The organism is Enterococcus sp. RIT-PI-f, from assembly GCF_001297065.1.
In the GTDB taxonomy this organism is placed as follows: domain Bacteria; phylum Bacillota; class Bacilli; order Lactobacillales; family Enterococcaceae; genus Enterococcus_D.
The window spans coordinates 171,105-195,654 of record NZ_LHOX01000016.1; the positions used below are offsets into that span (position 1 = coordinate 171,105).

At 43.0% G+C, this 24,550-nt stretch carries 20 protein-coding genes and 1 pseudogene; 11 read left to right on the top strand and 10 right to left on the bottom strand.

Features of this window, described 5'->3' with window-relative positions; all coding sequences use genetic code 11:
* The first annotated feature begins 16 nt into the window (after positions 1 to 16).
* Positions 17 to 1,882, top strand: a complete 1,866-nt coding sequence (locus AEQ18_RS09690; RefSeq protein WP_054116140.1) for a beta-glucoside-specific PTS transporter subunit IIABC — start codon at positions 17 to 19, stop codon at positions 1,880 to 1,882.
* A gap of 22 nt (positions 1,883 to 1,904) precedes the next feature.
* Positions 1,905 to 3,341 (top strand): 6-phospho-beta-glucosidase, encoded by a 1,437-nt coding sequence (locus AEQ18_RS09695; protein ID WP_054116141.1) that lies wholly within the window; start codon positions 1,905 to 1,907, stop codon positions 3,339 to 3,341.
* A gap of 59 nt (positions 3,342 to 3,400) precedes the next feature.
* Here the strand turns inward: AEQ18_RS09695 and AEQ18_RS09700 are convergent, their stop codons facing one another.
* Entirely contained in the window at positions 3,401 to 5,131 is a 1,731-nt protein-coding gene (locus AEQ18_RS09700) for a sensor histidine kinase (RefSeq protein ID WP_054116142.1), read from the bottom strand.
* Positions 5,128 to 6,651: a response regulator transcription factor gene (locus AEQ18_RS09705; RefSeq protein WP_054116143.1), complete on the bottom strand. Its 1,524-nt coding sequence runs from the start codon at positions 6,649 to 6,651 to the stop codon at positions 5,128 to 5,130. Before AEQ18_RS09705 ends, AEQ18_RS09700 begins: the two co-directional genes overlap by 4 nt.
* Before the next feature lie 172 nt (positions 6,652 to 6,823).
* Between AEQ18_RS09705 and AEQ18_RS09710 the strand changes: the two genes are divergently transcribed.
* The 4 genes and pseudogenes from AEQ18_RS09710 to AEQ18_RS09725 all read left to right on the top strand — a co-directional run bounded on the left by AEQ18_RS09710 (position 6,824) and on the right by AEQ18_RS09725 (position 12,094).
* Positions 6,824 to 8,113 (top strand): ABC transporter substrate-binding protein, encoded by a 1,290-nt coding sequence (locus tag AEQ18_RS09710; RefSeq protein WP_054116144.1) that lies wholly within the window; start codon positions 6,824 to 6,826, stop codon positions 8,111 to 8,113.
* Positions 8,114 to 8,174: 61 nt separating this feature from the next.
* Positions 8,175 to 9,050, top strand: a complete 876-nt coding sequence (locus AEQ18_RS09715; RefSeq protein ID WP_054116145.1) for a carbohydrate ABC transporter permease — start codon at positions 8,175 to 8,177, stop codon at positions 9,048 to 9,050.
* A gap of 11 nt (positions 9,051 to 9,061) precedes the next feature.
* Positions 9,062 to 9,868, top strand: a pseudogene (locus AEQ18_RS09720) (carbohydrate ABC transporter permease); the annotation flags it as partial.
* Between the two features lie 30 nt (positions 9,869 to 9,898).
* Entirely contained in the window at positions 9,899 to 12,094 is a 2,196-nt protein-coding gene (locus AEQ18_RS09725; protein WP_054116147.1) for an alpha-galactosidase, read from the top strand.
* A 78-nt stretch (positions 12,095 to 12,172) separates the two neighbouring features.
* Here AEQ18_RS09725 and AEQ18_RS09730 read toward each other — a convergent pair whose 3' ends face one another.
* Positions 12,173 to 12,862: a type 1 glutamine amidotransferase gene (locus tag AEQ18_RS09730; RefSeq protein ID WP_054116148.1), complete on the bottom strand. Its 690-nt coding sequence runs from the start codon at positions 12,860 to 12,862 to the stop codon at positions 12,173 to 12,175.
* Between the two features lie 210 nt (positions 12,863 to 13,072).
* Here AEQ18_RS09730 and AEQ18_RS09735 point away from each other — a divergent pair, with 210 nt between their 5' ends.
* Both AEQ18_RS09735 and AEQ18_RS09740 read left to right on the top strand, forming a co-directional pair.
* Positions 13,073 to 13,345: a (4Fe-4S)-binding protein gene (locus AEQ18_RS09735; protein WP_054116149.1), complete on the top strand. Its 273-nt coding sequence runs from the start codon at positions 13,073 to 13,075 to the stop codon at positions 13,343 to 13,345.
* Positions 13,345 to 13,617: a GNAT family N-acetyltransferase gene (locus AEQ18_RS09740; RefSeq protein WP_054116150.1), complete on the top strand. Its 273-nt coding sequence runs from the start codon at positions 13,345 to 13,347 to the stop codon at positions 13,615 to 13,617. Before AEQ18_RS09735 ends, AEQ18_RS09740 begins: the two co-directional genes overlap by 1 nt.
* A 58-nt stretch (positions 13,618 to 13,675) precedes the next feature.
* Here the strand turns inward: AEQ18_RS09740 and fghA are convergent, their stop codons facing one another.
* Positions 13,676 to 14,518 (bottom strand): S-formylglutathione hydrolase, encoded by an 843-nt coding sequence (gene fghA / locus AEQ18_RS09745; RefSeq protein WP_054116151.1) that lies wholly within the window; start codon positions 14,516 to 14,518, stop codon positions 13,676 to 13,678.
* On the bottom strand, positions 14,509 to 15,639 hold the full coding sequence (locus AEQ18_RS09750) for an S-(hydroxymethyl)glutathione dehydrogenase/class III alcohol dehydrogenase (protein WP_054116152.1): 1,131 nt from the start codon (positions 15,637 to 15,639) through the stop codon (positions 14,509 to 14,511). The genes fghA and AEQ18_RS09750 overlap by 10 nt, the downstream gene beginning before the upstream one ends.
* 157 nt (positions 15,640 to 15,796) lie before the next feature.
* Here AEQ18_RS09750 and AEQ18_RS09755 point away from each other — a divergent pair, with 157 nt between their 5' ends.
* On the top strand, positions 15,797 to 16,165 hold the full coding sequence (locus AEQ18_RS09755; RefSeq protein WP_054116153.1) for a winged helix-turn-helix transcriptional regulator: 369 nt from the start codon (positions 15,797 to 15,799) through the stop codon (positions 16,163 to 16,165).
* Between the two features lie 62 nt (positions 16,166 to 16,227).
* Here AEQ18_RS09755 and AEQ18_RS09760 read toward each other — a convergent pair whose 3' ends face one another.
* The 4 genes from AEQ18_RS09760 to AEQ18_RS09775 form a co-directional block, all read right to left on the bottom strand.
* Positions 16,228 to 17,982, bottom strand: coding sequence for an ABC transporter ATP-binding protein (locus AEQ18_RS09760; RefSeq protein ID WP_054116154.1), 1,755 nt, complete (start codon positions 17,980 to 17,982; stop codon positions 16,228 to 16,230).
* Entirely contained in the window at positions 17,979 to 19,709 is a 1,731-nt protein-coding gene (locus tag AEQ18_RS09765; RefSeq protein ID WP_054116155.1) for an ABC transporter ATP-binding protein, read from the bottom strand. The genes AEQ18_RS09760 and AEQ18_RS09765 overlap by 4 nt, the downstream gene beginning before the upstream one ends.
* A 58-nt stretch (positions 19,710 to 19,767) precedes the next feature.
* Positions 19,768 to 20,301: a GNAT family N-acetyltransferase gene (locus AEQ18_RS09770; protein WP_054116156.1), complete on the bottom strand. Its 534-nt coding sequence runs from the start codon at positions 20,299 to 20,301 to the stop codon at positions 19,768 to 19,770.
* A gap of 141 nt (positions 20,302 to 20,442) precedes the next feature.
* Positions 20,443 to 20,805 carry a hypothetical protein gene (locus AEQ18_RS09775; RefSeq protein WP_054116157.1) on the bottom strand — a complete coding sequence of 121 codons (363 nt, stop codon included), beginning with the start codon at positions 20,803 to 20,805 and terminating at the stop codon, positions 20,443 to 20,445.
* A gap of 342 nt (positions 20,806 to 21,147) precedes the next feature.
* Here AEQ18_RS09775 and AEQ18_RS09780 point away from each other — a divergent pair, with 342 nt between their 5' ends.
* Positions 21,148 to 22,245: an LCP family protein gene (locus tag AEQ18_RS09780; protein ID WP_054116158.1), complete on the top strand. Its 1,098-nt coding sequence runs from the start codon at positions 21,148 to 21,150 to the stop codon at positions 22,243 to 22,245.
* A gap of 108 nt (positions 22,246 to 22,353) precedes the next feature.
* Here AEQ18_RS09780 and AEQ18_RS09785 read toward each other — a convergent pair whose 3' ends face one another.
* Positions 22,354 to 23,790, bottom strand: a complete 1,437-nt coding sequence (locus AEQ18_RS09785; protein WP_054116159.1) for a helix-turn-helix domain-containing protein — start codon at positions 23,788 to 23,790, stop codon at positions 22,354 to 22,356.
* A 268-nt stretch (positions 23,791 to 24,058) separates the two neighbouring features.
* Between AEQ18_RS09785 and AEQ18_RS09790 the strand changes: the two genes are divergently transcribed.
* Positions 24,059 to 24,493, top strand: coding sequence for a MarR family winged helix-turn-helix transcriptional regulator (locus AEQ18_RS09790; protein WP_054116160.1), 435 nt, complete (start codon positions 24,059 to 24,061; stop codon positions 24,491 to 24,493).
* The last annotated feature ends 57 nt before the right edge of the window (positions 24,494 to 24,550 follow it).

A 24,550-nucleotide genomic window follows, 5' to 3' on the forward strand; every position in this document is an offset into this window, starting at 1 on the left:
AATTGGAGGAAAAAGAATGAATTACAAAGATTTAGCCCAAACGATTATCAATCAAGTGGGTGGAGAAGACAATATCCAAGGGTTGACCCATTGTGCAACTAGATTACGGTTCAATTTAAAGGATGATCAAAAACCTTCTGAAGAAATTTTAAAAAGTACACCTGGTATCATGGGGGTTGTCAACAAAGGCGGCCAGTATCAAATCATCATTGGGAGCGATGTTGGAAACGTCTATAAAGAAATCACCAATCAAACCCAACTAACAAATGAGCAGCCAAACGAAGAAGATGATCGAGGCAGAGTTGCCAAAATCATTGACACGATCACTGGCATCTTTACACCGATTCTACCAGCTATTACAGCTGCAGGAATGTTAAAAGCGGTCTTATCATTGCTTGTGGTTTTCAATGTATTAACTGCTGAAAGTCAAAGTTATCAAATTTTGAACTTCATGGCAGATGCTGCATTTTATTTCTTGCCTATCCTTTTAGCGGCTTCTTCTGCGCAGAAATTTAAAACGAACATGTATCTTGCGATGATGCTCGGGGGAATCTTATTACACCCTAATTTCGTCGGGATGGTCACTGCTGTAAAAGAAAGTGGAGAAGGGATCTTCTTATTTGGCTTGCCGATTTCACCAGTAACCTATTCTTCTTCCGTTATTCCGATCATTTTGAGCGTGTGGTTCATGTCTTATGTTGAACCAATCGCAGATCGAATTTCTCCAAAAGCAATCAAGTTTTTTAGCAAACCATTGATAACGATTTTTGTAGTCGGTACAGTGGCACTTGTGGCGTTAGGACCTTTAGGCTATATCATTAGCGAAACGATTTCTAGCGGGATCCAAGCGTTGGAAAACGTAAGTCCGTGGGTCGTTCCTTTATTGATTGGCGCCTTTTCACCTTTATTTGTTGCAACCGGAACCCATTATGGCTTGGTACCGATCGGCATCAACAATCGTATGACCACAGGATACGATACGGTGATTTATCCGGGCATGCTGGCTTCTAACGTGAGTCAAGGTGCAGCTGCGATTGGTGTAGGGATCAAATCTAAAGATTCAACAATCAAACAACTGGCCTTTTCAGCAGGTCTAACAGGACTATTTGGGATTACTGAGCCTGCGCTTTATGGTGTCAATCTTCGATTCAAAACGCCTTTGTATGCAGCAATGATCGGTGGCGGTTTTGGTGGATTGTTTATGGGGATCATGCGTGTAAAAAACTTTTCAGGTGGATCTCCCGGCTTGCTTACTTTACCAAGTTATATCGGGGATGACACACTTTCACATTTGATCAATGCGGGGATTGGCGCTGCCATCAGTATAGTGATTACCCTCGTAGTTACCCTGGTGCTATATAAAGATCCAGCAGAAAAAACCGAAGAAAAGAATACAGTGCCAAATGAAAAACCAACACACAACTTTAGTAGTGCTGAAATCAAAGCACCTATGACTGGTGCGTTAAAAAGTTTAAAAGAAGTAAATGATGGCATGTTTTCCGAAGAGATTTTGGGACAGGGCGTTGCCATCGAACCAACAGAAGATACTGTCGTGGCACCATTTGATGGCGTTGTGACTGCAATCTTTGATACAAAGCATGCAATTGGATTGACGAGTAAAGATGGGATAGAATTGTTGATCCATGTAGGCATCGACACTGTGAAGTTAAATGGCCAAGGGTATCAGTATCAAGTGGTGAAAGGACAAGAAGTTCAGGTAGGCGAAACATTGATCAATTTTGATCGCGCGTTTATTCAAGCCCAAGGATATCAAGTGATTACACCAATCGTGATTACCAATAGTGCAGAAGTCGGAGATGTTTTAGCTGCCAACGAGGGACCAATCGTCAGCGGACAGCAAATCATTAAGGTCATCGGCTGATAGTCGAGTAGGAGGGTGAACCATGGGATTTCCAGATAATTTTTTATGGGGTGGCGCGACAGCTGCCAATCAATGTGAAGGCGGCTATGATAAAGGCGGCCGAGGATTAGCCAATGTAGATGTCATTCCAACCGGACCTGATCGCCGCGCGGTGATTACTGGTAAAAGAAATATGCTCAGCTTTGAAACAGAATATTTTTATCCGGCAAAAGAAGCAATAGATATGTACACGCATTTTAAGGAAGATATTGCACTTTTTGCCGAAATGGGTTTCAAGACCTACCGGCTTTCAATTGCATGGACGAGAATTTTTCCCAAAGGTGATGAAGAGACACCGAATGAAGAAGGACTGCAATTTTACCAAGATTTGTTTCAGGAGTGTCAAAAATATGCTATTGAACCACTTGTGACCATCACTCATTTTGATTGTCCAATCCATTTGATTAAAGAATATGGTGGGTGGCGCAACCGAAAAATGATCGATTTTTATGAAAAATTATGTCGGGTCATTTTTGAACGTTATCAAGGATTAGTCAAGTATTGGCTGACTTTTAATGAAATCAATATGATTTTACATGCACCTTTTTTAGGTGCTGGGTTAACTTTTGAAGCAGGTGAAAATGAAGAGCAAATCAAATATCAAGCTGCGCATCACGAGTTGGTGGCTAGTGCGCTAGCCACTAAAATTGCACATGAAATCGATCCCGATAACCAAGTAGGGTGCATGCTCGCGGCTGCTAGTTATTATTCATATAGCTGCAATCCTAAAGACGTTTGGGAGAGCAAGCAAAGCGATCGCGGCAATTACTTTTTCATTGATGTCCAATCAAGAGGCGCATACCCTACGTATGCTTTGAAAATGCTTGCCAAAAAAGGCATTACGATTGAACAGTCGAAAGAAGATAAAGCGTTGCTTAAGGCGCATACAGTCGATTTCATTTCATTTTCCTACTATGCATCGAGAGTGGCTGCTTCCGAAGATTCTGATGTTCAAAAAACTGAAGGCAATCTTTTCCCAACCATCAAAAATCCATATCTAGAAGCATCTGAATGGGGCTGGCAAATTGATCCTCTTGGTCTCAGAATCACAATGAACGATTTATATGATCGATACCAAAAACCCTTGTTTATCGTTGAGAATGGATTAGGGGCTGTGGATAGCCCTGACGAAAATGGTTTTGTGGAAGATGATTACCGAATTGCTTATCTAAGTGCCCACATCAAAGCAATGAAAGATGCCATCGATGAAGATGGTGTTCCATTACTAGGGTACACTTCATGGGGCTGTATCGATTTGGTGTCGGCAGGAACCGGTGAAATGAAAAAACGATATGGCTATATTTATGTCGATCTTGACAACGAAGGCCATGGTACACTTAAGCGTTCAAAAAAGAAATCTTTTTATTGGTATAAACAAGTTATCGCAACCAATGGGGAAGACCTCGCACAAAAAGAATAATCGTTCGATGAAGAGAACAACAAGACTCCCACTACGAATAGGTAGCGGGAGTCTTGTTGTTAAAGGGCTGGATCATGGTTGCCTTGTTCATCAGCCATATGCTGCTTGATTGGCAGCAACAAGACCACGGAGGTTCCTTCATTTAAACGAGAGTGGACGGTTAAGCCGAATTTCGGGCCATACAACAGTTTGATTCGTTGGTCGATATTGTCTAATCCGATGCCGGAATAATGGTCGAATGTTTGATTTTTCTGTTGTGTATCAGCTTCATTAAAACCAATACCATTATCGATCACCTCGATCTGCAATCCTTCTTTGGTTAGACGAGAAAAGATTTGGATATAGCCCATCACTTCAGCCGGAAAGGCATGGAGATAGGCATTTTCGATGATGGGTTGTAAGATCATCTTCGGTACCAGACTTTGCTCCGCGCCTTCATCTGTAAAGACCGTAGACTTGATTCGATCGCCGTAACGCACATTCATCAGTACAAAATAGTCTGTCACAATCGCCAATTCATCTTTCAATGGCACGATTTCTTCTCGTTTAAACGTATGCCGCAGCAACTGAACAAAGCTGTCGATCGCTTGGGTTGCCTTTTCTTGTTCATTTTGCCAAATCAAAAATTTGATCGCTGTCAAAGTATTATAGACAAAATGCGGTTGGATCTGCATTTGCAGCGAACGAATTTCAAATTTGCGTTTATCCGCTTCGGTCACCATTAAGTGATCGACATAAGAAGCGAGGTCTTCCAACATCAGATTATAGGCGCGACCGAGGGCACGGGTCTCATAAGTACCAGATAAGGTCACTTTTTCGCTAAAATCACCTTGCGTAACTGCGGGAATCTTATCGATCAGCTGATAAATCGGCTTGGTGATTTTGCGGATGATCCAAAAAGCAAATAAGCTAAAAAGTAAAATACTGATAAAAGAAATCATGACGGCTGGTTGGATCAGTTTCATATTCCGAACCAAATGGGTTTCATCCAACACATCATAAAACGTAAATTGATAAGAATATAGCGGCAATTGATTGACGCTGGTTGCCGTTTTTTTAGCCACCAAAGCAGGATCAAAGCTTTCGCCTAAATATTGTTTTTCAGAACTGGAGAGCACTTGGTTGTCACTGTTGACGATATAGACGGCATGAAGCTGGATATTGAGTAACTGACTGTAAATCGACGCGAAATCTACCTCTTTCAAGAAAATCATGGCATAGCCAAAAATGGTGTTGTTTTTGATCAACTTCCGTACATACATGAGCCCAGGATAATCGGCAGTCGAGGTACTCAGACCCGCTTCTAAATAATAGTATTGACTGATCGCGGGATCAGTATTGATCTGTTCCACGAAGCTACTAGACAAAAAATCTTCGACTGATTGATTTCGTACCGCATCATTTTGAAAGAACGTTCGGCCATTGACCCCAATCAGCACTAAATTGGAGGGAATATCTTGAAACAGGGAGCGGGTGTCTTGTAGTTGATCATTTAATTCCAAAATGGTGCGTCCTTGATTTAATTCCCCTTTCAAATAGCTTTCTACGGCTTTGCTTTCGTCCACGATATCAAAGATTCGATTGATATTGTCATTCAAACGTTCATAATCTTCTTGGATCTTTTCTAAAAGAAGTTCGTTGGAACTTTGGTAAGAAGCGACATAGGCATCTTTGGAACGACCGTAGATCACAGCGACGGTTAATAGACAGACACTGATCACGCCAACGACAACAAAAAGAAAGATTCGGGCAAACAACTCATTTTCTTTGATCCAATTGCGCCATTTCATAGTTGATTCATCCTACGGTATTTGGAAGGCGTCATTTGGAATTCTTTTTTAAAGATACGAGAGAAATAACTGATATCAGAATAACCGATTGCCTGACTGATTTCTGATAAGTTCAAATCAGATTTGACTAGCAGTTCTTTGGCTTTTTCTAGACGAATGTTTTTCAAATAATCTGAAAAACTCATGGTTAATTTCGAAGACAAGAACGCAGACAAATATGTGTAACTGAAATGAAACGTGTCCGCCAATTCCGACAAAGACAAACTTTTCATATAATTGTCATGGATGAATCTTTGGATCGATACCAATAGATCGTCTTCATCTAATGGCGACAATGGGGTCAGTTGTTCCCGGATCGCTTCGATGGTCTTTAGCAATAAATCAGAGAAATCTTCTAAGTACCTAACTGTGGCAACTTCCCGCAAGAATTGATGCTTGATCTGACTAAAAGCCGCTTCATTCGGAAATTCTTCTTCCAAGCGAGAAAGCAATGTGTAAAAAATACTGCCGGCTTGTTGTTTTAAGACACCGGGTTCAACATTTGAAATGATCATCTCATTAAAAAATTCTTCGATGCGGGCGATACCCAACAAGAAATTGTTATCTAGTAATGCCCGCAAGAATTTCTTTGTATCAAATCGTTCACTTGTCAGGTATGGGAATAATTCATGCTCAAATACCAAGCGCTGGCGCTTATAAAAAAAATATTGACCGCGGCTTTTTTCTTTCAATTGTAGGTAGGATGTCCGCAATTGATCAATTTTGTGAAAAGCATTGCCTAAAGTAAAAAATGCGTCTGGTTCGGTATAGGTCAACTGCAGCAAACATTGTTTTAAAGATGTGCCAATGTCAAGATGCTGTGGCCCACATATCAATAACCCAGCATCGTTGTTGCTTGTGCGAAAGGGCAATGTCCGTAATTTTGGCTCAGATTGCGCGAATTCATTCAGGGCATGAAACAGTTGCTGATTTGATTGGAAATGGCGCAAGTTTGTATAAAGCAGCTGATAATCTGCCGGTGTAAGGGTTGGGTTCAAATAAGCATCTATCGGTTGGAGTGATTCTTCATAGCCGGCCAAATAACGGTTCAACGCCTCCTGTAATTGTGTTTCTTCGGAAATCGATCCTTGACTGTGACTGATTTTTTTGGCAATTTTGCCGAGTGTCTGCAATAAAGATGCCGGCGTCAAGGTTGGCTTCAATAAGTAATCAAGAGCACCATTCTTAAATGCTTGACTCACATACTGAAAATCATCATAGCTGCTCAAAACCAGAAAATGGACCTCCGGGTATTGCTGTTGTATCACTGTGGTCAACTGAATGCCGTCCATTTGCGGCATTTTCAAGTCGGTGATCACAATGTCAGGTTGCAACGTTTGAATCTGATGTAAAGCTTCTTCCCCGTTTGCCGCATCCCCCAGCAAACGGAAACCTTCTTGTTCCCAACGAATCATATGTTTCAATCCATCACGGATCGTCGCCTCATCATCGACGATTAATACTGTATGTAAATTAGCCATCAAAAATACCCCCTATTTCTTCTATTTTAATATAAACGCTTTCAAAAAAGATAGCTATTGGTAAATTTTTTCTTTTTTTGGACAATTTTAGTAAGCTCTTTCAAGGTTATTGAATGCGGTTACAGATTCGATGTATAGTAAGGATGTAATAAATAAGGAAAGAGGGATAGAAATGAAAAAATTGATAACTTCTATTGTAACGGCAGCAGCGCTTTTGACTTTGGCGGCTTGTGGCAGCAGTGGATCTAGTTCTGGAGATTCGGGTGGTTCTTCTGATAAAGTGACTGTTTGGGCTTGGGATGAAACCTTTAATATCAAAGCAGTAAATGAAGCCATCAAAGTATATGAGAATGATGATGTCGATGTTGAAGTCGTGACGATGTCACAAGATGATATCGTGCAAAAACTAAATACCAGCTTGGCTTCAGGGAATACGGATGGCTTGCCAAATATCGTTTTAATTGAAGATTACCGTATCCAAGGGTATCTATCCTCTTATCCAGATGCATTTAGTGACTTGACGGACATCGTCAATGAAGATGATTTTTCCAGCTATAAATTTGCGGTCAATAAAGTTGATGATGTGATTTATGGCGTGCCGTTTGACAGTGGTGTGGCTGGATTATTCTACCGCACAGATTACTTAGCAGATGCTGGGTACGAAGCAGCTGACTTAGAAGATATTACCTGGGATGATTTCATCCAAATCGCCAAAGATGTCAAACAAAAAACTGGCCATCCAATGATGTCGCTGGATCCAAGTGACTTAGGCTTGGCACGGATCATTATGCAGTCTGCTGGTGAATGGTATACCGGTGAAGATGGAACAACAGTAACGATCAAAGACAATGAATCCTTCAAAGCAGGATTGAATGTGTTGGCGACACTATTGAATGAAGGTTTGGTTGAGCAAGTATCTGATTGGGATGGCGGCGTCAACGCGGTACAATCAGGGAATACCGCTTCTGCACCAACAGGCGCGTGGTACTCAAGCACGATCCAAGGTGCTGAAGATCAAAGCGGCAAATGGGCGATTGCACCAATTCCATCTATTGCAGGCAACAGCAACTCGGTCAATGCATCTAGTATCGGCGGTGCCGGCTGGTATGTCATCAAAGGTGTGGATGGCGAAGACAATGCCAAAGACTTCTTAGATAAAACATTTGCATCGAACAAAGAATTGATGGGTACGTTGGCAACTGAGATTGGGTTAGTATCGACAATGAATGCCGCTGAAGAAACAGAAGAATATACATCCGGTTTGGACTTCTACGGCGGTCAAAAAGTCTTCCAAGATTTCTCTCAATGGTCACAAGAAATCCCAGCTGTAAACTACGGCAACCATACCTATGCCATCGAGTCTGTCTTGACTGAAAGCTTGCAACGGGTCATCAATGGCGAAGATATCGATAAAGTATTAGAAGATGCACAAACACAAGTAGAAGCACAGATTGCAAACTAATCGAACAACTTTGCAGAAACTCGTGAGCAATCGCGAGTTTCTGTGTTAAGGAGGAAACACCATGAAAAATAAATCAAAAAATTGGTTTGCCAATGGCAATGCATTTATCACATTACCGGTTATTTTGATCTCAGCATTGGTCTTTATCCCAATGATCTCAGCGTTATTTACATCTTTTCAATCAGGTACACCAACGGCCATGACCTTCAATGGGTTGGGGAATTATCAGCGAATGCTGACGGATTCTACCTTTAAAAAAGCCTTTGGCAATACGTTTTTATACTTATTGATCCAAGTACCTATCATGCTCTTTTTGGCATTGGTCGTGTCGAACATACTAAATGACAAAAAATTAAAGTTCAAAGGATTATTCAGAACAGCCTTGTTCTTGCCTTGTATCACCTCGTTGGTTTCGTATTCATTGATCATGAAAAGCTTGTTCTCAGCTAATGGCTTGGTCAATAATTTCTTGACGCAGATCAATGTGATCGATACACCGATCCAATGGTTGACCGATCCATTTTGGGCCAAAGTCTTGATCATTTTTGCCATTACTTGGCGCTGGACCGGTTACAACATGATTTTCTTCATTTCTGGTATGCAAAATATTGAACCTAGTATCTATGAAGCTGCCGAAATCGACGGTGCCTCAAAATGGGACCAATTTTTCAAGATTACGATTCCCAATTTGCGACCAATTATTCTTTTCACGACCATCACTTCAACGATCGGTACCTTGCAATTATTTGACGAAGTCCAAAACATCACAGGCGGCGGCCCTGCAAACGCGACGACGACATTGTCGCAGTATATCTATAACTTGAGTTACAAGTTTACGCCAAACTTTGGCTATGCCGCAGCGGTTTCCTTTGTGATCGTGATTGCGATCGTGATCTTGTCGATCATCCAAACCAAAATAGGAGGGAAAGAAAATTGAAAACTTTATCACTGACACTCAAATATCTCTTTTTATGTATCCTGGCTTTCATCTCGATTTTCCCTTTTGTGTGGATGATCTTAGGCATGACCAATCAAACCTTTGATATCGTTGCAGGGAAAATAATGATTGGTGACCAATTGGTCATCAACTTCCAAAACTTATTTGCCTCAGATCTTAATTTTACCCGTGCCCTTGGAAACTCCGCCTTCATCGCTGTGATCACGACGATCTTTGCGCTGCTCTTTTCATCCATGGCAGGGTATGGATTTGAAATTTATCGAACCAAAACCAAAGACCGTATTTTCAATATTTTGCTCTTGTCGATGATGGTGCCTTTTGCGGCATTGATGATTCCCTTGTATCGGATGTTCAGTAAGCTGAGCGGCACACCGATCGGGATCAACACCTTTGCTGTTGTGATCTTACCGTCTGTATGTACTGCGTTCTTGATTTTCTTCTTCCGGCAGAATATCAAAGCTTTTCCGAAAGAATTGGTGGAAGCTGCTCGGATCGATGGATTGAACGAATTGAGTATTTTCTTGAGAGTCTATATGCCGACAGCCAAAAATACCTATGCGGCAGCGGCGATCATTACATTTATGAATAGTTGGAACAATTACTTGTGGCCATTGGTCGCTTTGCAATCACCGGACAAACGGACAGTGCCATTGGTTCTATCGGCAATGGGTGCCTCGTATACACCAGATTACGGCATGATGATGTGCGGGATCGTGATCGCTACTTTGCCGACAGCCATTATTTTCTTTGTTCTGCAAAAACAATTTGTACAAGGTATGCTAGGTTCTGTGAAATAACCATGACTAAACAGCTAGAAAGGATATCCCATGATTACATTTGATCAAACGAATCATATTTTTCACTTAAGCAATGGGCGGATCAGTTATGTGATGCAGATCGAAGAAGGCGGCAATCTTGCCCATATCTATTATGGCAAGTATCTGGCCCATTATTCTGGCGGGTATCGTTATCCCCGCATCGATCGGTCTTTTTCGCCAAATCCGCCAGGAAGTAAAGACCGTTTGTTTTCATTAGACACATTGATGATGGAGTTTCCCGGCAATGGCTTTGGCGATTTCCGCGAAGCAGCCTATGACATTGGGCATCAAAATGGCAGCCATGTGACCCATTTTGTCTATCAAGGACATGAAATCATGCAAGGCAAACCAGTGTTGGCAGGCTTGCCTCAAACCTATGGAGATGCTGACGCAATCGAGACTTTGTGCCTGTCCCTCATAGATGAAACGGCCAAACTGGAGCTGAAGTTGTCTTACTCGATTTTTTCTGATACCGCAGCGATCGTACGCTCTAGTCAGTTGATCAACCACCATGAGCAGCAAGTGCGGATCGAACAATTCGCCAGCCAATCGATCGACTTTCCCAATCGTCCGCTAGATTTGATTCATCTTCATGGTGCTTGGGCACGGGAACGTCAAATGACCCGTGAATCGATTCAGATCGGCACCAAGCGCTTGGACAGCAAACGAGGATCCAGCAGTCATCAGCAAAATCCCTTCAGTATCTTAGCAGATCCGCAAACCAACGAAGTCCAAGGCACATGCTTTGGTTTTAGCTTGATTTATAGCGGCAGTCATGAAACGGTCATTGAACGAGATCCCTATCAGCAAACGAGAGTGATCATGGGCATCAATCGTGACCATTTCAATTGGCAGCTCAATCAAGGAGACATCTTCCAAGCGCCTGAAGTTGTGCTAGCGTACAGTGATCAAGGCTTGAACCAATTATCCCATGTATACCATGACTTTTATGACCAGCATTTGATTCGCGGCAACTTCAAAAACAAAGAACGCCCAATCTTGATCAACAATTGGGAAGCCACTTACTTTGATTTTGATGAAGATAAATTGGACCACTTAGTGGACGAAGCCAAAGCACTAGGCATCGAACTTTTTGTGTTAGATGATGGCTGGTTTGGTCAGCGGGAAGATGATCAGACATCCCTTGGTGATTGGTTCGAAAACGAAGGGAAATTGGCCTCAGGGCTTGCAGGATTTGCCAAGAAAGTCAAAGACCGCGGGCTGCAATTTGGGTTGTGGTTAGAACCAGAAATGGTTTCTGGCGATAGTGAATTGTATCGCAGCCACCCTGAATGGCGCTTAGAAGTTCCGCAGCGCCAACCAGCATTGAGCCGCAGTCAATATGTGTTAGATTTTTCACGGCAAGATGTCCGTGACCACATCTATCAACAGTTGCAAAAGCTGTTTGATCGTGTGCCGATCGACTACATCAAATGGGATATGAACCGCAATATGTCCGATGTCTATTCCTTGCTGCTGGACCCAGCCCAGCAAGGAGAAGTCGCCCATCGCTATATGCTAGGGTTGTATGACTTTCTGGAAAAATTGACAACGGCCTATCCACAGATTCTATTTGAAGGTTGTTCTGGTGGTGGGGGACGGTTTGACCCAGGTTTCTTATATTACATGCCGCAGATTTGGACCAGCGACAACACCGATGCCATTGCTCGGCTGAAGATCCAGTATGGCACCAGCTTGGTTTATCCACCGTCAACCATGGGATCCCATGTGTCAGCCGTGCCGAATCATCAGACCCATCGCATCACGGATCTCTCCATTAGAGGACATGTGGCGATGTCAGGATTATTGGGGTATGAACTAGATCTGACCCAATTGACGACAGCTGAGAAAACAGCCATCAAAGAGCAAATCCATGTCTATAAGGAACATCGACACTTGCTGCAATTTGGCAGATTTGTCCGCTTGCTGAGTCCGTTTGAAGGCAACGATACAGCCTGGATGTATATCAGTCAGGATCGATCGGAAGCTATGGTCTTTTATTTCCGTGTGTTAGCTGAAGCTTCCGCGCCATTGGTGACATTGAAATTGCAAGGCTTAGATGCTGAGAAACAATACGCGTCCGACTTGGGGATCCAGGGTGGGGATGAGTTGATGCAGATCGGCTTCTACGTGGATCCGCACTTGGCAGGAGACTATGCTTCTCAGATGTACCATTTCAAAGCGATCGATAAGCCCGAGATGTGAGCAGACAGTATCAAACATATGCATAACCAAAACAAGGACTGAAAGGAAGCTTTCAGCCCTTGTTTTTGGTTCTTTTTTTCAGATCACTGAGGGATTGTCTGTGATGAAGTCCAGCAATCGATAGAGGATGCGTTTGTTTTCTGCAGGCACTTCTTGCATCAAAATTGCTGCAGGGTCTTGCTGCAAAGCATTCTTGCTATCCGCTGCGTAAGCCCCATCGTTGATGACCATTTCCCGCACATTCTCAGCCAATGGTTCAAAGTGGAACTGCAAGCCAATGATCCGCTGGTTCAGGATAAAGCCCTGATTGGCAACCAGGTCACTGCGAAACAGCTGCTGTGCATCATTCGGTATCTCAAACATTTCTTCGTGCCAATGCAAGACGGTCATTTGATCTGGCAGTTGCGGGATCACCGATGATTCAAGATAGACTGGCGCCCAGCCTACTTCTTTATGGGGGGCTTTCGTTACGGCATATCCGAGGGCTTTGACGATTTGCTGTGCGCCATAGCAGGCCCCAAAAATTGGTTTATTTTGCTTGATCAACGCCAAAATCAGTGATCGCTCTTCGCTGATCCATGGCAGTGGATCGTTAGGGCTCATGGGGCCACCCAAAATCACTAAGAAATCTGTTTCATCGGCAAGGGGCAAGACACCGTTGAAGTGGTAAGGATGGTAGATGAAGACCTCATGACCATACGTTTTTGCCCAATCCATGATCGCGCCAGGCCCTTCGTTTGGTGTATGTTGCAAAATGTTGATACGCATAGTTGTTCCTTTCTCATCTACGGCAATGTTGGCTGCGGGTTTCGCCTGCAAGTACCCGTTAATGTTGGCAGTGTAGCATGAGATACAGCCAAAGTCAAAAGAGCTGCGACAGCTAAAAGCGGAGAAAGAATCTTTTCTTTTTTCACCAAATAGGCGTATGATGAAAGCAAAGGATGGTTGTTGTTGGTTGAACATGAAGGAGGCGGTCAGGTGGACGGTCATACATTGGCTGGTGAACCAGTCACAGAAGAAACATTACTAGCCGGCGGGTATCGAAAATACCATGGCGAAGCGATCGATGTCTATTATAATAAGGAAATCTGCATCCACAGTGGCAACTGTGTACGAGGAAATTCCGCTGTGTTCGAAGTTGGACGCAGACCCTGGATCATGCCAGATAATGGCGAAGCACCGCAAGTAGCGCAAGTGATCCATACTTGTCCAAGCGGCGCCTTAAAATTTATCACGAAGGAGCAATCATGATGGAAATCGTAGAAGAAAAAAACCGTTTTGCTTTAAAAGATGGCGACAAAGAAATAGGTGAAATGACCTGGTCAGATGCCGGAACCGAGCGCATGATCATTGATCATACCTTTGTTGATCCTAGTTATCGCGGACAAGGACTAGCGGAAAAACTTGTAGCCAAAGGGGTAGAAAAAGCCCGTAAAGAAAACAAGAAAATCATTCCCTTGTGTCCATTCGCCAAGAAAGAATTTGAACAAAAACCCGAGTATGGGGATGTGTGGAATCGATAATCGATGAAGCTAAACAAAAGAAGTCTTTACCAGCAACAAGGTAAAGACTTCTTTCTTTTTATGAAAAATAATGTTTATGAAACGCAATATGCCGTTCAATAAAAGAGGCAATCGTGAAATAACTATGGTCGTACCCTGCTTCTGATTCATAGCGCACAGATGCGCCAGCTTCTTTGGCAGCTGTCAGAAAATCAGTCTCAACTAGTTGGGTGTCATAAAAATCATCCGCTGTACCTTGGGTGATCAATATCGGCGGGGGCGTTCCATCAACGTTGGCCACCAATGCCGTCGCATCCCATGCTTGCCACTTGGTCTGATCTTCTCCTAGATAGGCAGTAAAGGCTTTTTTCCCCCAAGGAACGACCGACGGATGGCTGATTGGGGCAAAAGCGGAGATGGCTTTAAAACGTGCTGGATTTTTTAATCCCAGAATCAAGGCACCGTGTCCCCCCATAGAATGACCCATGATACTTTCTTGGCCGGAAAAATGAGGAATCAAGTCATAGACGATGGCTGGCAATTCCTTGGTCAGATAATCGTACATATGGAAATGTTCTTGCCAAGGCGTTTCCGTGGCATTCAGATAAAACCCAGCCCCTTGGCCTAGATCCCAATCTTCACTATCCGCAACATCTGCGCCCCGAGGAGAGGTATCCGGCATCACAAAAGCGAGGTTCTGCTGGGCGGCATATTTCTGGAACGCGCCTTTTTGGCTGAAGTTATCATCGGTACAAGTCAATCCTGCCAACCACCAGATCAAAGCAGTTGGGGTAGCTGCTGTTGTAGCTTCGGGTAAATATAAGCTGAAGGTAGCTTCAGTTTGTAAGGTTTCAGCATAATGACGATACTTGATCTGCAGACCGCCGTGACTTTTGTGTTGTTCAATCATTTTTAGACACATGCATCGTCGCCTCCATAGGTCAAGATCGTACGGATCGATTCACCGGCATGTAATAAATCAAAAGAGGTATTGATCGCATCAAAGTCAAGATAATGGGTGATGAAAGAGTCTAAATCAATGTCGCCAGCCATATAATCTTGCACCATCCCTGGCAACTGTGAACGTCCTTTGACGCCGCCAAAAGCGGAACCTTTCCATACCCGACCAGTCACCAATTGAAAAGGACGGGTAGCAATCTCTTTGCCGGCACCAGCGACACCAATGATAATGCTCTCGCCCCAGCCTTTGTGACAAGCCTCCAAGGCGGAACGCATGACATCGACATTGCCGATACATTCAAAGCTGTAATCGACGCCGCCATCAGTCATTTCCACCAAGACCTCTTGGATGGGACGATCATCGTCTTTAGGATTGACGAAATCAGTGGCACCCATTTTTTGCGCTAGCGGCCATTTGTCTGGATTGGTATCAACAGCGATGATGCGTGCAGCATTGGCTTTTTTTAATCCTTGGATCACAGCTAGACCGATGGCGCCTAATCCGAAAACTGCGTTGATTGAACCGGATTCAACGTTGGCAGTATTTTTGACTGCGCCTAAACCAGTGGTCACGCCGCAACCAAAAAGAGCGACTTTGTCTAAGGGGGCACGTTCATCGATTTTGACTACATTGATCTCGTTGACCACCGTATACTCGCTAAACGTGCTGGTGCCCATATAATGATAAATCGGTTGACCTTGGTAAGAAAAGCGGGTAGTTCCATCTGGCATCAAGCCTTTGCCTTGCGTTTCTCGCACCGCGGAACAAAGATTTGTTTTGCCTGATAGACAGAATTTACATGTGCCGCATTCTGCAGTATATAAAGGGATCACGTGATCGCCAACTGCGACCGACGTAACGTCAGAACCTATTTTGACTACGACCCCTGCGCCTTCATGGCCTAGAACTGCGGGAAAGACGCCCTCAGGATCATCCCCCGATAGCGTAAAGGCATCCGTATGGCAGACAGAGGTATATAATATTTTGATCATCACTTCTGTGGCTTTCGGATCGGCCACGTCGATCTCGACGATTTCTAATGGTTTGCCGGCTTCGAATGCTACGGCTGCTTTGCTTTTCATATCACATCGACCTTCTTTCAAATAATAGTATGCTTGTGTTCAGTATAACGGTTGTGTCAGTTGATTCAATACTGACGAGTTTGTCACTATCGACAAAAGATGGTATAGTGCCTATCATTGGCACATACCCATCACATGTAGAGAATAGGAGAAAACGATGTATCACTATAATGACAAAGAATTTGTCCATACCAAAGACCTCGCCATGTATGTCATTGGTGGCAAATACAAGATTGCGCTGATTTGGGCGTTGCTGCAGCAACCGGTTTTGCGGCTGAGTGAGATCCATCGTTTGCTGCCAGCAATCAATCAACGGATGATCATTCGCCAATTAAGAGAACTTGAACGAGATCAAATCATCACCCGTCAGGTTTATCCAGTCGTACCACCCAAAGTCGACTATCGTTTGACGGAGATTGGCTTGTCCTTAAGACCGATCGTCGAAGAAATCTGTCAATGGGGTGATCAGTACTGGGCAACGGTGGAGGGAGCTTCTGATTCCACTTTACCAGATGAAGCAACATAAGAGAAATATACGGACGGCGGGTACAAAAAATCACTCTTTGCATGGCGCAAAGAGTGATTTTTTTAATGTTGAAACTGGGCGTGATACAAGCGATAGTAATACCCTTGCAGCGCCAATAATTCTTCGTGGGTGCCTTGTTCTACGATTTGGCCAGCATCCATGACTAGAATCTTATCGGCAGCCCGAATCGTGGACAAGCGATGGGCAATCACAAAGCTGGTTTTGCCTTGCATCATGCGTAAGAAAGCATCTTGGATTTTTTTCTCCGTCAAGGTATCGACTGAACTAGTGGCTTCATCTAAAATCAGCATCGGCGGATTTGAGATCATTGTCCGGGCAATCGTCAGTAATTGTCGTTGTCCGTCAGAGATTTTAATGCCTTGATGTCCAATCGGGGTATCAAGTTTCTCTGGCAAGCGCATGACATATTCATACATATAGGCACTTTTCAGCGCAGCATAGATTTCTTCGTCGGTGGCATTCGCCCGGCCATATTGCAGATTCTCTCGTAAAGAGGCATCAAAGAGCCACGTGTCTTGCAAAACCATCCCGAAACTTTGGCGTAAATCTTCTCGTTTCAGTTGCCGGATATCGATACCATCGATTCGGATCGATCCTTTGTCCACATCATAGAAACGCATCAGCAAATTGACCAATGTGGATTTCCCAGCACCGGTCTTTCCGACGATGGCGACGGTTTCCCCTGGTTGAGCGGTAAAGGTAAAGCCTTCGATCAATTTTTGGTCTGGATCATAGGCAAATGCGACATCTTCAAAATCGATTTTCCCTTTGATCGATGTTAAAGCATGAGATTCTTGGTCATCAGCAGATTCTGGTTCTTGATCCAACAAATCAAAGGTTCGAGCCAAGCCTGCAAGTGCTGTTTGGATTTGGGTAGTGATCCCGGACAATTCGATGAAGGGTTTCGAAAATTGTGTCGAATAAATCGTAAAACTCGAGATGACACCGATCGTAACCGATCCCGTACCAGAAAAGAACAACAATCCGCCGACGAATCCAACCGACAAGTAAGCCAAATGATCCACAAAGCGAGAGAGGGGATTGGTCAATGAAGAAGAAAACTGGGCTTTTTGCCCGCGGACATTCAAGTCTTGATTGATCGTTTCAAACTGTGCTTGATTGATTGCTTCACGGTCGAACGCTTTGACGATTTTTTGGTTGCCGATCATTTCAGTCACAAAGCCTGAAATCTCACCGACGATCTCTTGCTGCCGGGCGAAATGGGATTGGGAAGTTCTTGTAACGACCCAGTTGACCAAGAAAATGATCGGTGTGGATACCAAGACGACCAGCGTCAACGGAATACTCATTTGGCACATCACGATCAAGGCAATCAAGACCACAGAAATCCCCGAAAAAAGCTGGTTGAAGACAGCTGAGACAGCAATCGAAATATTGTCCATGTCATTGGTAAAACGACTGACGATATTCCCATGTGATTGTTGATCGTAATAGCGCAAAGGCAATGTATTCAAATGGGCGAATCCTTGTTTGCGCAAATCGGCGACAGAAAGATAAGCCACCCGATTGCCTAACCGTTGGATCAGCCACTGACTGATCACGGTCACCAGCATCACACCGCCAAAGAGCAGCAGAATCCGGAAGAGCGCATTGAAATGGACTTGGTCAGCACCAATCAGCTGATCCACCCCTTGGCCAATCAAATAGGTCATATAGACACTAGAGACACCGGCAGCGATCCCGAGGACCACAGCAGTCCAAGTTTCTTTATGGTAAGCACCTAAGTATGGGAAGTAACGGCCCAAAGCGGACCAATCAATGGATTTCTTTTTCATTTGTCTTCCTCCTCTGCTTGAGATGCGACGATTTCTTGGTAGGCTGTCGATTCAGCCAATAAGGTATCGTGGGTTCCTTTGCCAACAAGTTTTCCTTGGTCTAGCACGAGTATCTGCTGCGCATCTTGGATCGAACGGACCCGCTGGGAGATGATGATCACGGTGCCCCGCAAGTTTTCTTTTAAGGCCATCCGTAAATCAAGATCTGTTTGATAATCTAAGGCACTCAATGAATCATCAAGGATCAAAATGTCTGGTTGGGCGATCAACGCTCGGGCAATCGTTAAGCGTTGTTTTTGTCCACCTGAGAAATTTTTACCTCCTTCAAAGATTGGGGTATCTAATTGCTTAGGCAATGCTTCAACAAAGTCGCGGCTTTGAGCGATAGCTAACGCCCGCCAACATTCTTCATCGGTGGCATCGGTTTTGCCCCATTGCAAGTTTTCGCGAATCGTGCCAGTAAATAGGACCGCTGTTTGCGGCACCATTGCAATTTTTTGCCGCAATTGTTGTAATGGCCATTTTCGGACATCTTGGCCATCCACGATCACTTTCCCAGCCGCCACATCATAAAAGCGGGGAATCAATTGAGTCAAAGCAGACTTACCGCTCCCTGTTGGCCCCGTGATACCCAATGTTGATCCAGGTGTCACTTGGAAGTCGATGTTTTGCAGCGCCAGACCGTAATCTGCTGAGAAACGAAAATCGACATGTTCAAAACGAATCGCGCCAACATTGTTCTTCGGTTGATCTAAAAAGACTTCAGAGAGTTGATCATCAATTGAAGGTTCTGCATCCAATACCTCATTGATCCGAGAAGCAGAAGCTGCGGCACGGGTAAAGATGATGACTAGATTCGACACGACGATCAACGCCAACAGCATTTGGTTCATATAATTGACCAAGGCCAGCACTTGACCTTGCTGCAAATGGCCAACGTTGACTTTGAATCCGCCGATATAAAATAACCCAATGATGGCAATATTCATAATGAACGTTGTGGCCGGCGTGAGCAATGCCGATAAATTGGTGACCCGTAAATAAATACTGCCTAGGTCATCTGTTGCTTCATCAAAACGTTTGGTTTCGGTTTTTGTTCGCGCAAACGCCCGAATCACGCGAATACCGCTTAAGTTTTGGCTCACTAGTTCATTCAATTGATCGAGTCGCACTTGGACTTTTTGATATAAAGGAACCGTTTTTGAAATGATCCAAAACAAGACAATACAAAATAAGGGCAACACCAATAAGAAAATCAGACCTGCTTGCCAGTCAATGACAAAGGCCATCACCACCGAGCCAATACTCAAGAAAGGTGCACGAACCACTAAGCGAATCAACATAGCCAATGCAATTTGCATCTGATTGATATCATTGGTCATACGGGTAATCAGCGTATCTGTGCCAAAAATATTCAGTTCATTATGTGACAGCGAATTGATTTTCGCCATCAAGCGATTCCGCAGCTCAGTACCAAATCCTTGTGATGCTACCGATGCATAATATTGACAAATCACGGCACAGATCATCCCAATCACTGACATCGCAATCATCCATAAGGTCATTTCTACGACTTTGGACCAATTATTCTGACGTAACCCTTCATCTACTAATGTCGCCATCTGCAACGGCAAAACCAGCTCAAAAACAGCTTCTAAAAACTTAAAAAACGGACCAAGGATGATTTGTTTACGATAATCCTTAGCATAACGCAATAAACCTAGCATAATTGCCTCCTACACGATTCATTTCTACACCCACAGGTGCTTTTTATTTTTTGATTCTTCATTTTTGCGCCCACTCAGCGGCCAACAGGCCAAAGACCAAGCTATCTGTCCATTGACCTTTACTCCACCAATCTTGGATAAAATGTGCTTCTTCCCGCATGCCAATGCGTCGACAACAATTGGCAGAAGGGGTATTACGGGCATCTAATGTTGCTTGGATACGATGGACCTGCTGCGTGCGGAACAGCCAATTGATCAATAGATGGAGTGCTTCTTGCGCAAAGCCTTGACCAGAATAAGCAGGATCAAAGGTATAGCCAATCTCTACACAATCAGGTTGTCCTGTCCGCCAGACGGATAGATCGCCAATGACCCGATGATCGTATACCACCGCTAACGAAAGCGCCGTCTGATGGCTGAGGCGCTTTTGGGCGTACTTTTTCTGAAAAGCTTCAGCGCTGTTGGTAGGCGTCCATGGTTCATGCAAAAGATACTTGCACACAGCAGGCTGTCTGTAAAGTTGAAAAAGCGTGTCCTCATCTTTAGGCTCAAACGTTCTTAAATATAGTCGTGTTCCTTCAATCTTATCCATGGATCCTCCTATTCTTCATAGCTATCTTAACACAGACGACGACTAGGGAAAATACAACAGCCAAAAGCAAACGCTTCATTGAAAGATTTGATTGGATGATTAGGGGGTATCGTCTGTACGCCTAAAAAATAATGGAAAGAATCAAACAAACAGCTGCTCGCAGCGTGAGAGAAACCGCGACTGCCATTGACCTAACGTCAAAATCGTCAATGGAAATTGGAAGCGATAGCCTTGATTGGCATAGGCAAAGTGCCATGTGGCAGTAGAAAGATGACGCTGTAATTTGACCTCCTTCATGTCTGACAAAGGAATCACTTGGGCATAAAGCACTTTTGTCGAAAAAAGATTCAGCGATAATATATGTAATTGCTGGTCATTCAATACGCACAAACACCGGCTAGAAGGTGCATTGAAAGATTGCCATGTGCCATATGCAATTGTTTCCCCATCAGTGATATACGGTGCCGCAAGGCGATGCAGCCCTTTTTTTGTGAGAAAAAACATGCAACACGCTCCTTATCTTTTAATACGTTAAACAGCGATAACCCGGAAAGGGAAAACTGAATCTGAATCAATCATCTACTTGAAAAAACAAGCGTACTTTGATAATAGCAAGAAAATCAGAATGCAACAAATGAAAAAAACTGCAAAGAAATCCTGTCTCAACGAGATTTGCAGCGATAGTTGTGGCCGTGAGACGATCAATATAAAAATAGGTTGCGTTATTTATTACAATCGCTTCAAAAATACACCGTTAAAATGATAAAACTTCTTAAAAAAATAGGCGTATACTAAAAATTCTGGTACAATCGGGGAGAGCAATTCAGGAGAAATGAAGGAGGCACTATGGATAGAAAGACGAAATACAGCCGAAAACGAGCAACTAAAAAGCGAGATAAGCGACGAATCATTATAGGTATCCTACTTTTTGCGTTAGCAGGAGTCTTTTTATTTGCAGGGTATACGTATTATGCGGCCAAAAGCTCTGTCGATAAAATGTATAAAGAATCTGCAGTGATCACATCCAATAAAGAAAATGAAGACAATAGTCTCCAAGCTTCTGATGTCGATGGCAAGTTTGGCATCTTACTGATGGGGGTCGATAATGATGCGGAACGTGAGAAGACGGAACATTTAGACAGTACCCGGGCGGATAGCTTGATCTATATGGTCTATGATGGTGAAAACAAAAAAATCGATATGGTGAGCATCCCTCGAGATGTGTGGACCAATATTTATGATGGTACAGGGAATGGCACGATCGTCAGTACTGCCAAGATCAATAGCGCCTTTGCGATCGGTGAAGAAGATGCAACGATTGAAACCGTTCAAAATTATTTACAATTACCAATCAATTATTACGTCAATATCAACTTTACCAGTTTTGAAAAAATCATCGATGCCATTGGCGGTGTGACTGTTGATGTGCCTTATGATATCAACAAAAAATACACCTCTGACAATACAGGAGAAACATTGATTCCTGAAGGCCGTCAGTTGCTAAATGGGGAACAAGCCTTGATTTTTGCCAGAATCCGTAAAATGGATACCGACGTAGACCGCGGCAATCGTCAGCAAGAAGTGATTGAAGCGGCGATCAGCCAAGCGCTGAAAATCAACAATGTCACCAAATACCAACAAATCCTTGATTCCGTGAGTGAAGATGTCAATACCAACTTTAAGTTTGAAGACTTGGTTTCATTGGCGGGGAATATGCTATCTGGATTTGACATTGAAAAACATACCTACGAATGGTATGATGGCACCTCTTATGATGGCCAATCCGTTGTCTACATCCAAGATTATTCTTATACTGAGGTGCGCAATGATATGTTGAGAGCACTCGGTCAGCTGTCGGATACAGAAACCACCACAACTGATCAAGGCACAGATCAAGAGTGGGGAACTGAATCGTCAGACACTGGAACAGATTATAACTATTAACAACATCAGAAAAGACAATCGCGGGAATGTTCAAGCTGAATACGACGAACAAGCGATGATGTTTATAAAGAAACCGCAGATGAGATAGATTTTCTCATCTGCGGTTTTTTAGGATATCAGTTGTGTGATAGATGTTTCAATGGCTTTTTCAATTCTGCTGAGGTCGCAATTAGATAGACTTGTGCCAATGACAATGGCTGTTTGGTCACTGCGTAACAGGTCTTTGTCAGGCGTATGTGTGCCGATGATCACTTGTGCTTCCGCCATATCCTCCGTAAAGATCAATTTGTAACGACTATAAAAATGAGCAGTCACCCGCTGTTCGATATAGTGGCTGGAGGTGACAGTCAAGTGGGAATAATTATATAACTTGATTTCTGGGAAGTAAGTCATGACAGGCACCAGATAAATGGCCAGCAATAAATTAGATTGCCGAGAAAATAAGGTATCATACTCTGGGTATTCTGCAATGAATCTTTGCCAAAAAATGTCAAAACGATGCATATAGAAAGGATACAGGGATAACATGCTGGAATAATCAACAAATTGAAACATTTCTAATAGCGCGTTATCCAATCGGAAAAATTTGTCAGATAGCAATTGTTTGTACACTTTTTCCCGAATGAAATCACGAGATTCAATTGTGATTGGTTCAAATGCATGTTCAAAAGAAGCCAACCATACATCTGCAGGTTCTGTCTTAGAAAAAGCCATCACTTCTGTTAAATCAAGTGTCAAACCAAAGCCCGCCCAATCAGCAGAAAAAATCGCAATCACCAAAAAGCGCCAATCTAGTAGTGTCCATCCGGTTAAGAAATCAGGTTTTGGTGGAATCTCGATCTTAGAAAAAAAAGCCGTTTCTGCTTGGGTATAATTTAATGTTTGATTTTTTTGTACAGCATGATTCGTGGCCAATAGAAATAAAGCCAGTATTTCTTTTTGGTGCGTAGTGGCAGTTAAAGAAAGTGAGTCACACACTTCGTTCGCCATTCTTTGGTAAAACGGTTTATCGACTAACACAGGCAAATTGTCTAATTGACGTGCCACATAGAAAAGTAGAACAAAGTGAATAATCCGAATCATATGTTCTGGTCCATGAATACGGATATGTTTAGAAAACGTCATACGGACATCATAATGTGCTAATTCAACGTTGATTTCCTTCAATCTTCTTCTTAGAGAAGATTCACTGATGAATAAAGTCTCACACAGTTTCTCTGATGGTGTACATCGCTCTTCCAGGACAGTCATGAGTATTTTATAAACAACATCTTCGGAAATAAAATGATGGATCAAATCATGGAGATTTCCGTCTTCAGAAAAGAGTTGTACACCACGATGCTTATTGATTTTTAAAGAGAGTTGTTCTGGTAAATAATGTTTACGGATTTCTTCAAAGAGCTCATTCAGCGATTTTCTAACCACATAATGATTGGCATAATCAATCTGCGCAACCAAATCTTTTGTAGGGACAAAGTCTGTCTGATTATCTAAAATATGAAGCAAGTCTTTTTTTATCCGTGTATTTATACTTAGCCCAAACATATTTACCACCTCCATAAAAAAGCAGTCCAACAATTTTATTTCCAATTATATCGAAAGCATCATGAAATGCCGAGAAAATATATGGTTTCTCAGTGTTCAAAAATCGTATTTCACAATATCATTTTTTGAACAAATTGTACATAAACATGCACAAAAATAGTTGTTTCCTATTTGGATCGCTACTTCAGTATTTTTTTCTTGACCAAAAATAAAATCATGGTACACTATTTAGTTAGCAGGAGAACTAATTCGCGAGGAGGGACATAAAATGAATCCTAAAGGAACCGTGGGTTTTGAAATCAGGGAGTTAAGCTTGCTGATTGGTCGATACTTGGAAGCCCACCGTTTGGACGATGAAATGGAAATGTTACGGGGGCCGCAAGCGTGGGCATTGGGGTATTTATATGAGCATCAACACCATACGATTTATCAAAAAGATCTTGAAAAAGAAATGTCGATCCGCAAATCAACAGCAAGCAATTTAGTCAAACGCATGGTAAAGAATGGGGTGATCACCACCGCTGCTTCAGAAAAAGATGGTCGACTGAAAGCTTTACGTATTACAGACAAGGGTATTTTGTTTATGGAAAAAATCAATTCCTTTATGGAAACATCTGAGGCCAAAATCACCAATGGCCTTTCTTCAGAAGAAATGGCGCAATTTTTTCAAACCATTCAAAAAATCAAAAAAAACCTCTCATGAGATACATCAACCATAATCATGAGCTGTTTTAACAACATATAGTTAGCGGGCTAACTT

Excerpts from the sequence above, each read along its gene's own strand:
- AEQ18_RS09690 (WP_054116140.1), top strand. The coding sequence starts at position 17 with ATGAATTACAAAGATTTAGCCCAAACGATTATCAATCAAGTGGGTGGA.
- AEQ18_RS09695 (WP_054116141.1), top strand. The coding sequence starts at position 1,905 with ATGGGATTTCCAGATAATTTTTTATGGGGTGGCGCGACAGCTGCCAAT.
- AEQ18_RS09700 (WP_054116142.1), bottom strand. The coding sequence starts at position 5,131 with ATGAAATGGCGCAATTGGATCAAAGAAAATGAGTTGTTTGCCCGAATC.
- AEQ18_RS09705 (WP_054116143.1), bottom strand. The coding sequence starts at position 6,651 with ATGGCTAATTTACATACAGTATTAATCGTCGATGATGAGGCGACGATC.
- AEQ18_RS09710 (WP_054116144.1), top strand. The coding sequence starts at position 6,824 with ATGAAAAAATTGATAACTTCTATTGTAACGGCAGCAGCGCTTTTGACT.
- AEQ18_RS09715 (WP_054116145.1), top strand. The coding sequence starts at position 8,175 with ATGAAAAATAAATCAAAAAATTGGTTTGCCAATGGCAATGCATTTATC.
- AEQ18_RS09725 (WP_054116147.1), top strand. The coding sequence starts at position 9,899 with ATGATTACATTTGATCAAACGAATCATATTTTTCACTTAAGCAATGGG.
- AEQ18_RS09730 (WP_054116148.1), bottom strand. The coding sequence starts at position 12,862 with ATGCGTATCAACATTTTGCAACATACACCAAACGAAGGGCCTGGCGCG.
- AEQ18_RS09740 (WP_054116150.1), top strand. The coding sequence starts at position 13,345 with ATGGAAATCGTAGAAGAAAAAAACCGTTTTGCTTTAAAAGATGGCGAC.
- fghA (WP_054116151.1), bottom strand. The coding sequence starts at position 14,518 with ATGTGTCTAAAAATGATTGAACAACACAAAAGTCACGGCGGTCTGCAG.
- AEQ18_RS09750 (WP_054116152.1), bottom strand. The coding sequence starts at position 15,639 with ATGAAAAGCAAAGCAGCCGTAGCATTCGAAGCCGGCAAACCATTAGAA.
- AEQ18_RS09755 (WP_054116153.1), top strand. The coding sequence starts at position 15,797 with ATGTATCACTATAATGACAAAGAATTTGTCCATACCAAAGACCTCGCC.
- AEQ18_RS09760 (WP_054116154.1), bottom strand. The coding sequence starts at position 17,982 with ATGAAAAAGAAATCCATTGATTGGTCCGCTTTGGGCCGTTACTTCCCA.
- AEQ18_RS09765 (WP_054116155.1), bottom strand. The coding sequence starts at position 19,709 with ATGCTAGGTTTATTGCGTTATGCTAAGGATTATCGTAAACAAATCATC.
- AEQ18_RS09770 (WP_054116156.1), bottom strand. The coding sequence starts at position 20,301 with ATGGATAAGATTGAAGGAACACGACTATATTTAAGAACGTTTGAGCCT.
- AEQ18_RS09775 (WP_054116157.1), bottom strand. The coding sequence starts at position 20,805 with ATGTTTTTTCTCACAAAAAAAGGGCTGCATCGCCTTGCGGCACCGTAT.
- AEQ18_RS09780 (WP_054116158.1), top strand. The coding sequence starts at position 21,148 with ATGGATAGAAAGACGAAATACAGCCGAAAACGAGCAACTAAAAAGCGA.
- AEQ18_RS09785 (WP_054116159.1), bottom strand. The coding sequence starts at position 23,790 with ATGTTTGGGCTAAGTATAAATACACGGATAAAAAAAGACTTGCTTCAT.
- AEQ18_RS09790 (WP_054116160.1), top strand. The coding sequence starts at position 24,059 with ATGAATCCTAAAGGAACCGTGGGTTTTGAAATCAGGGAGTTAAGCTTG.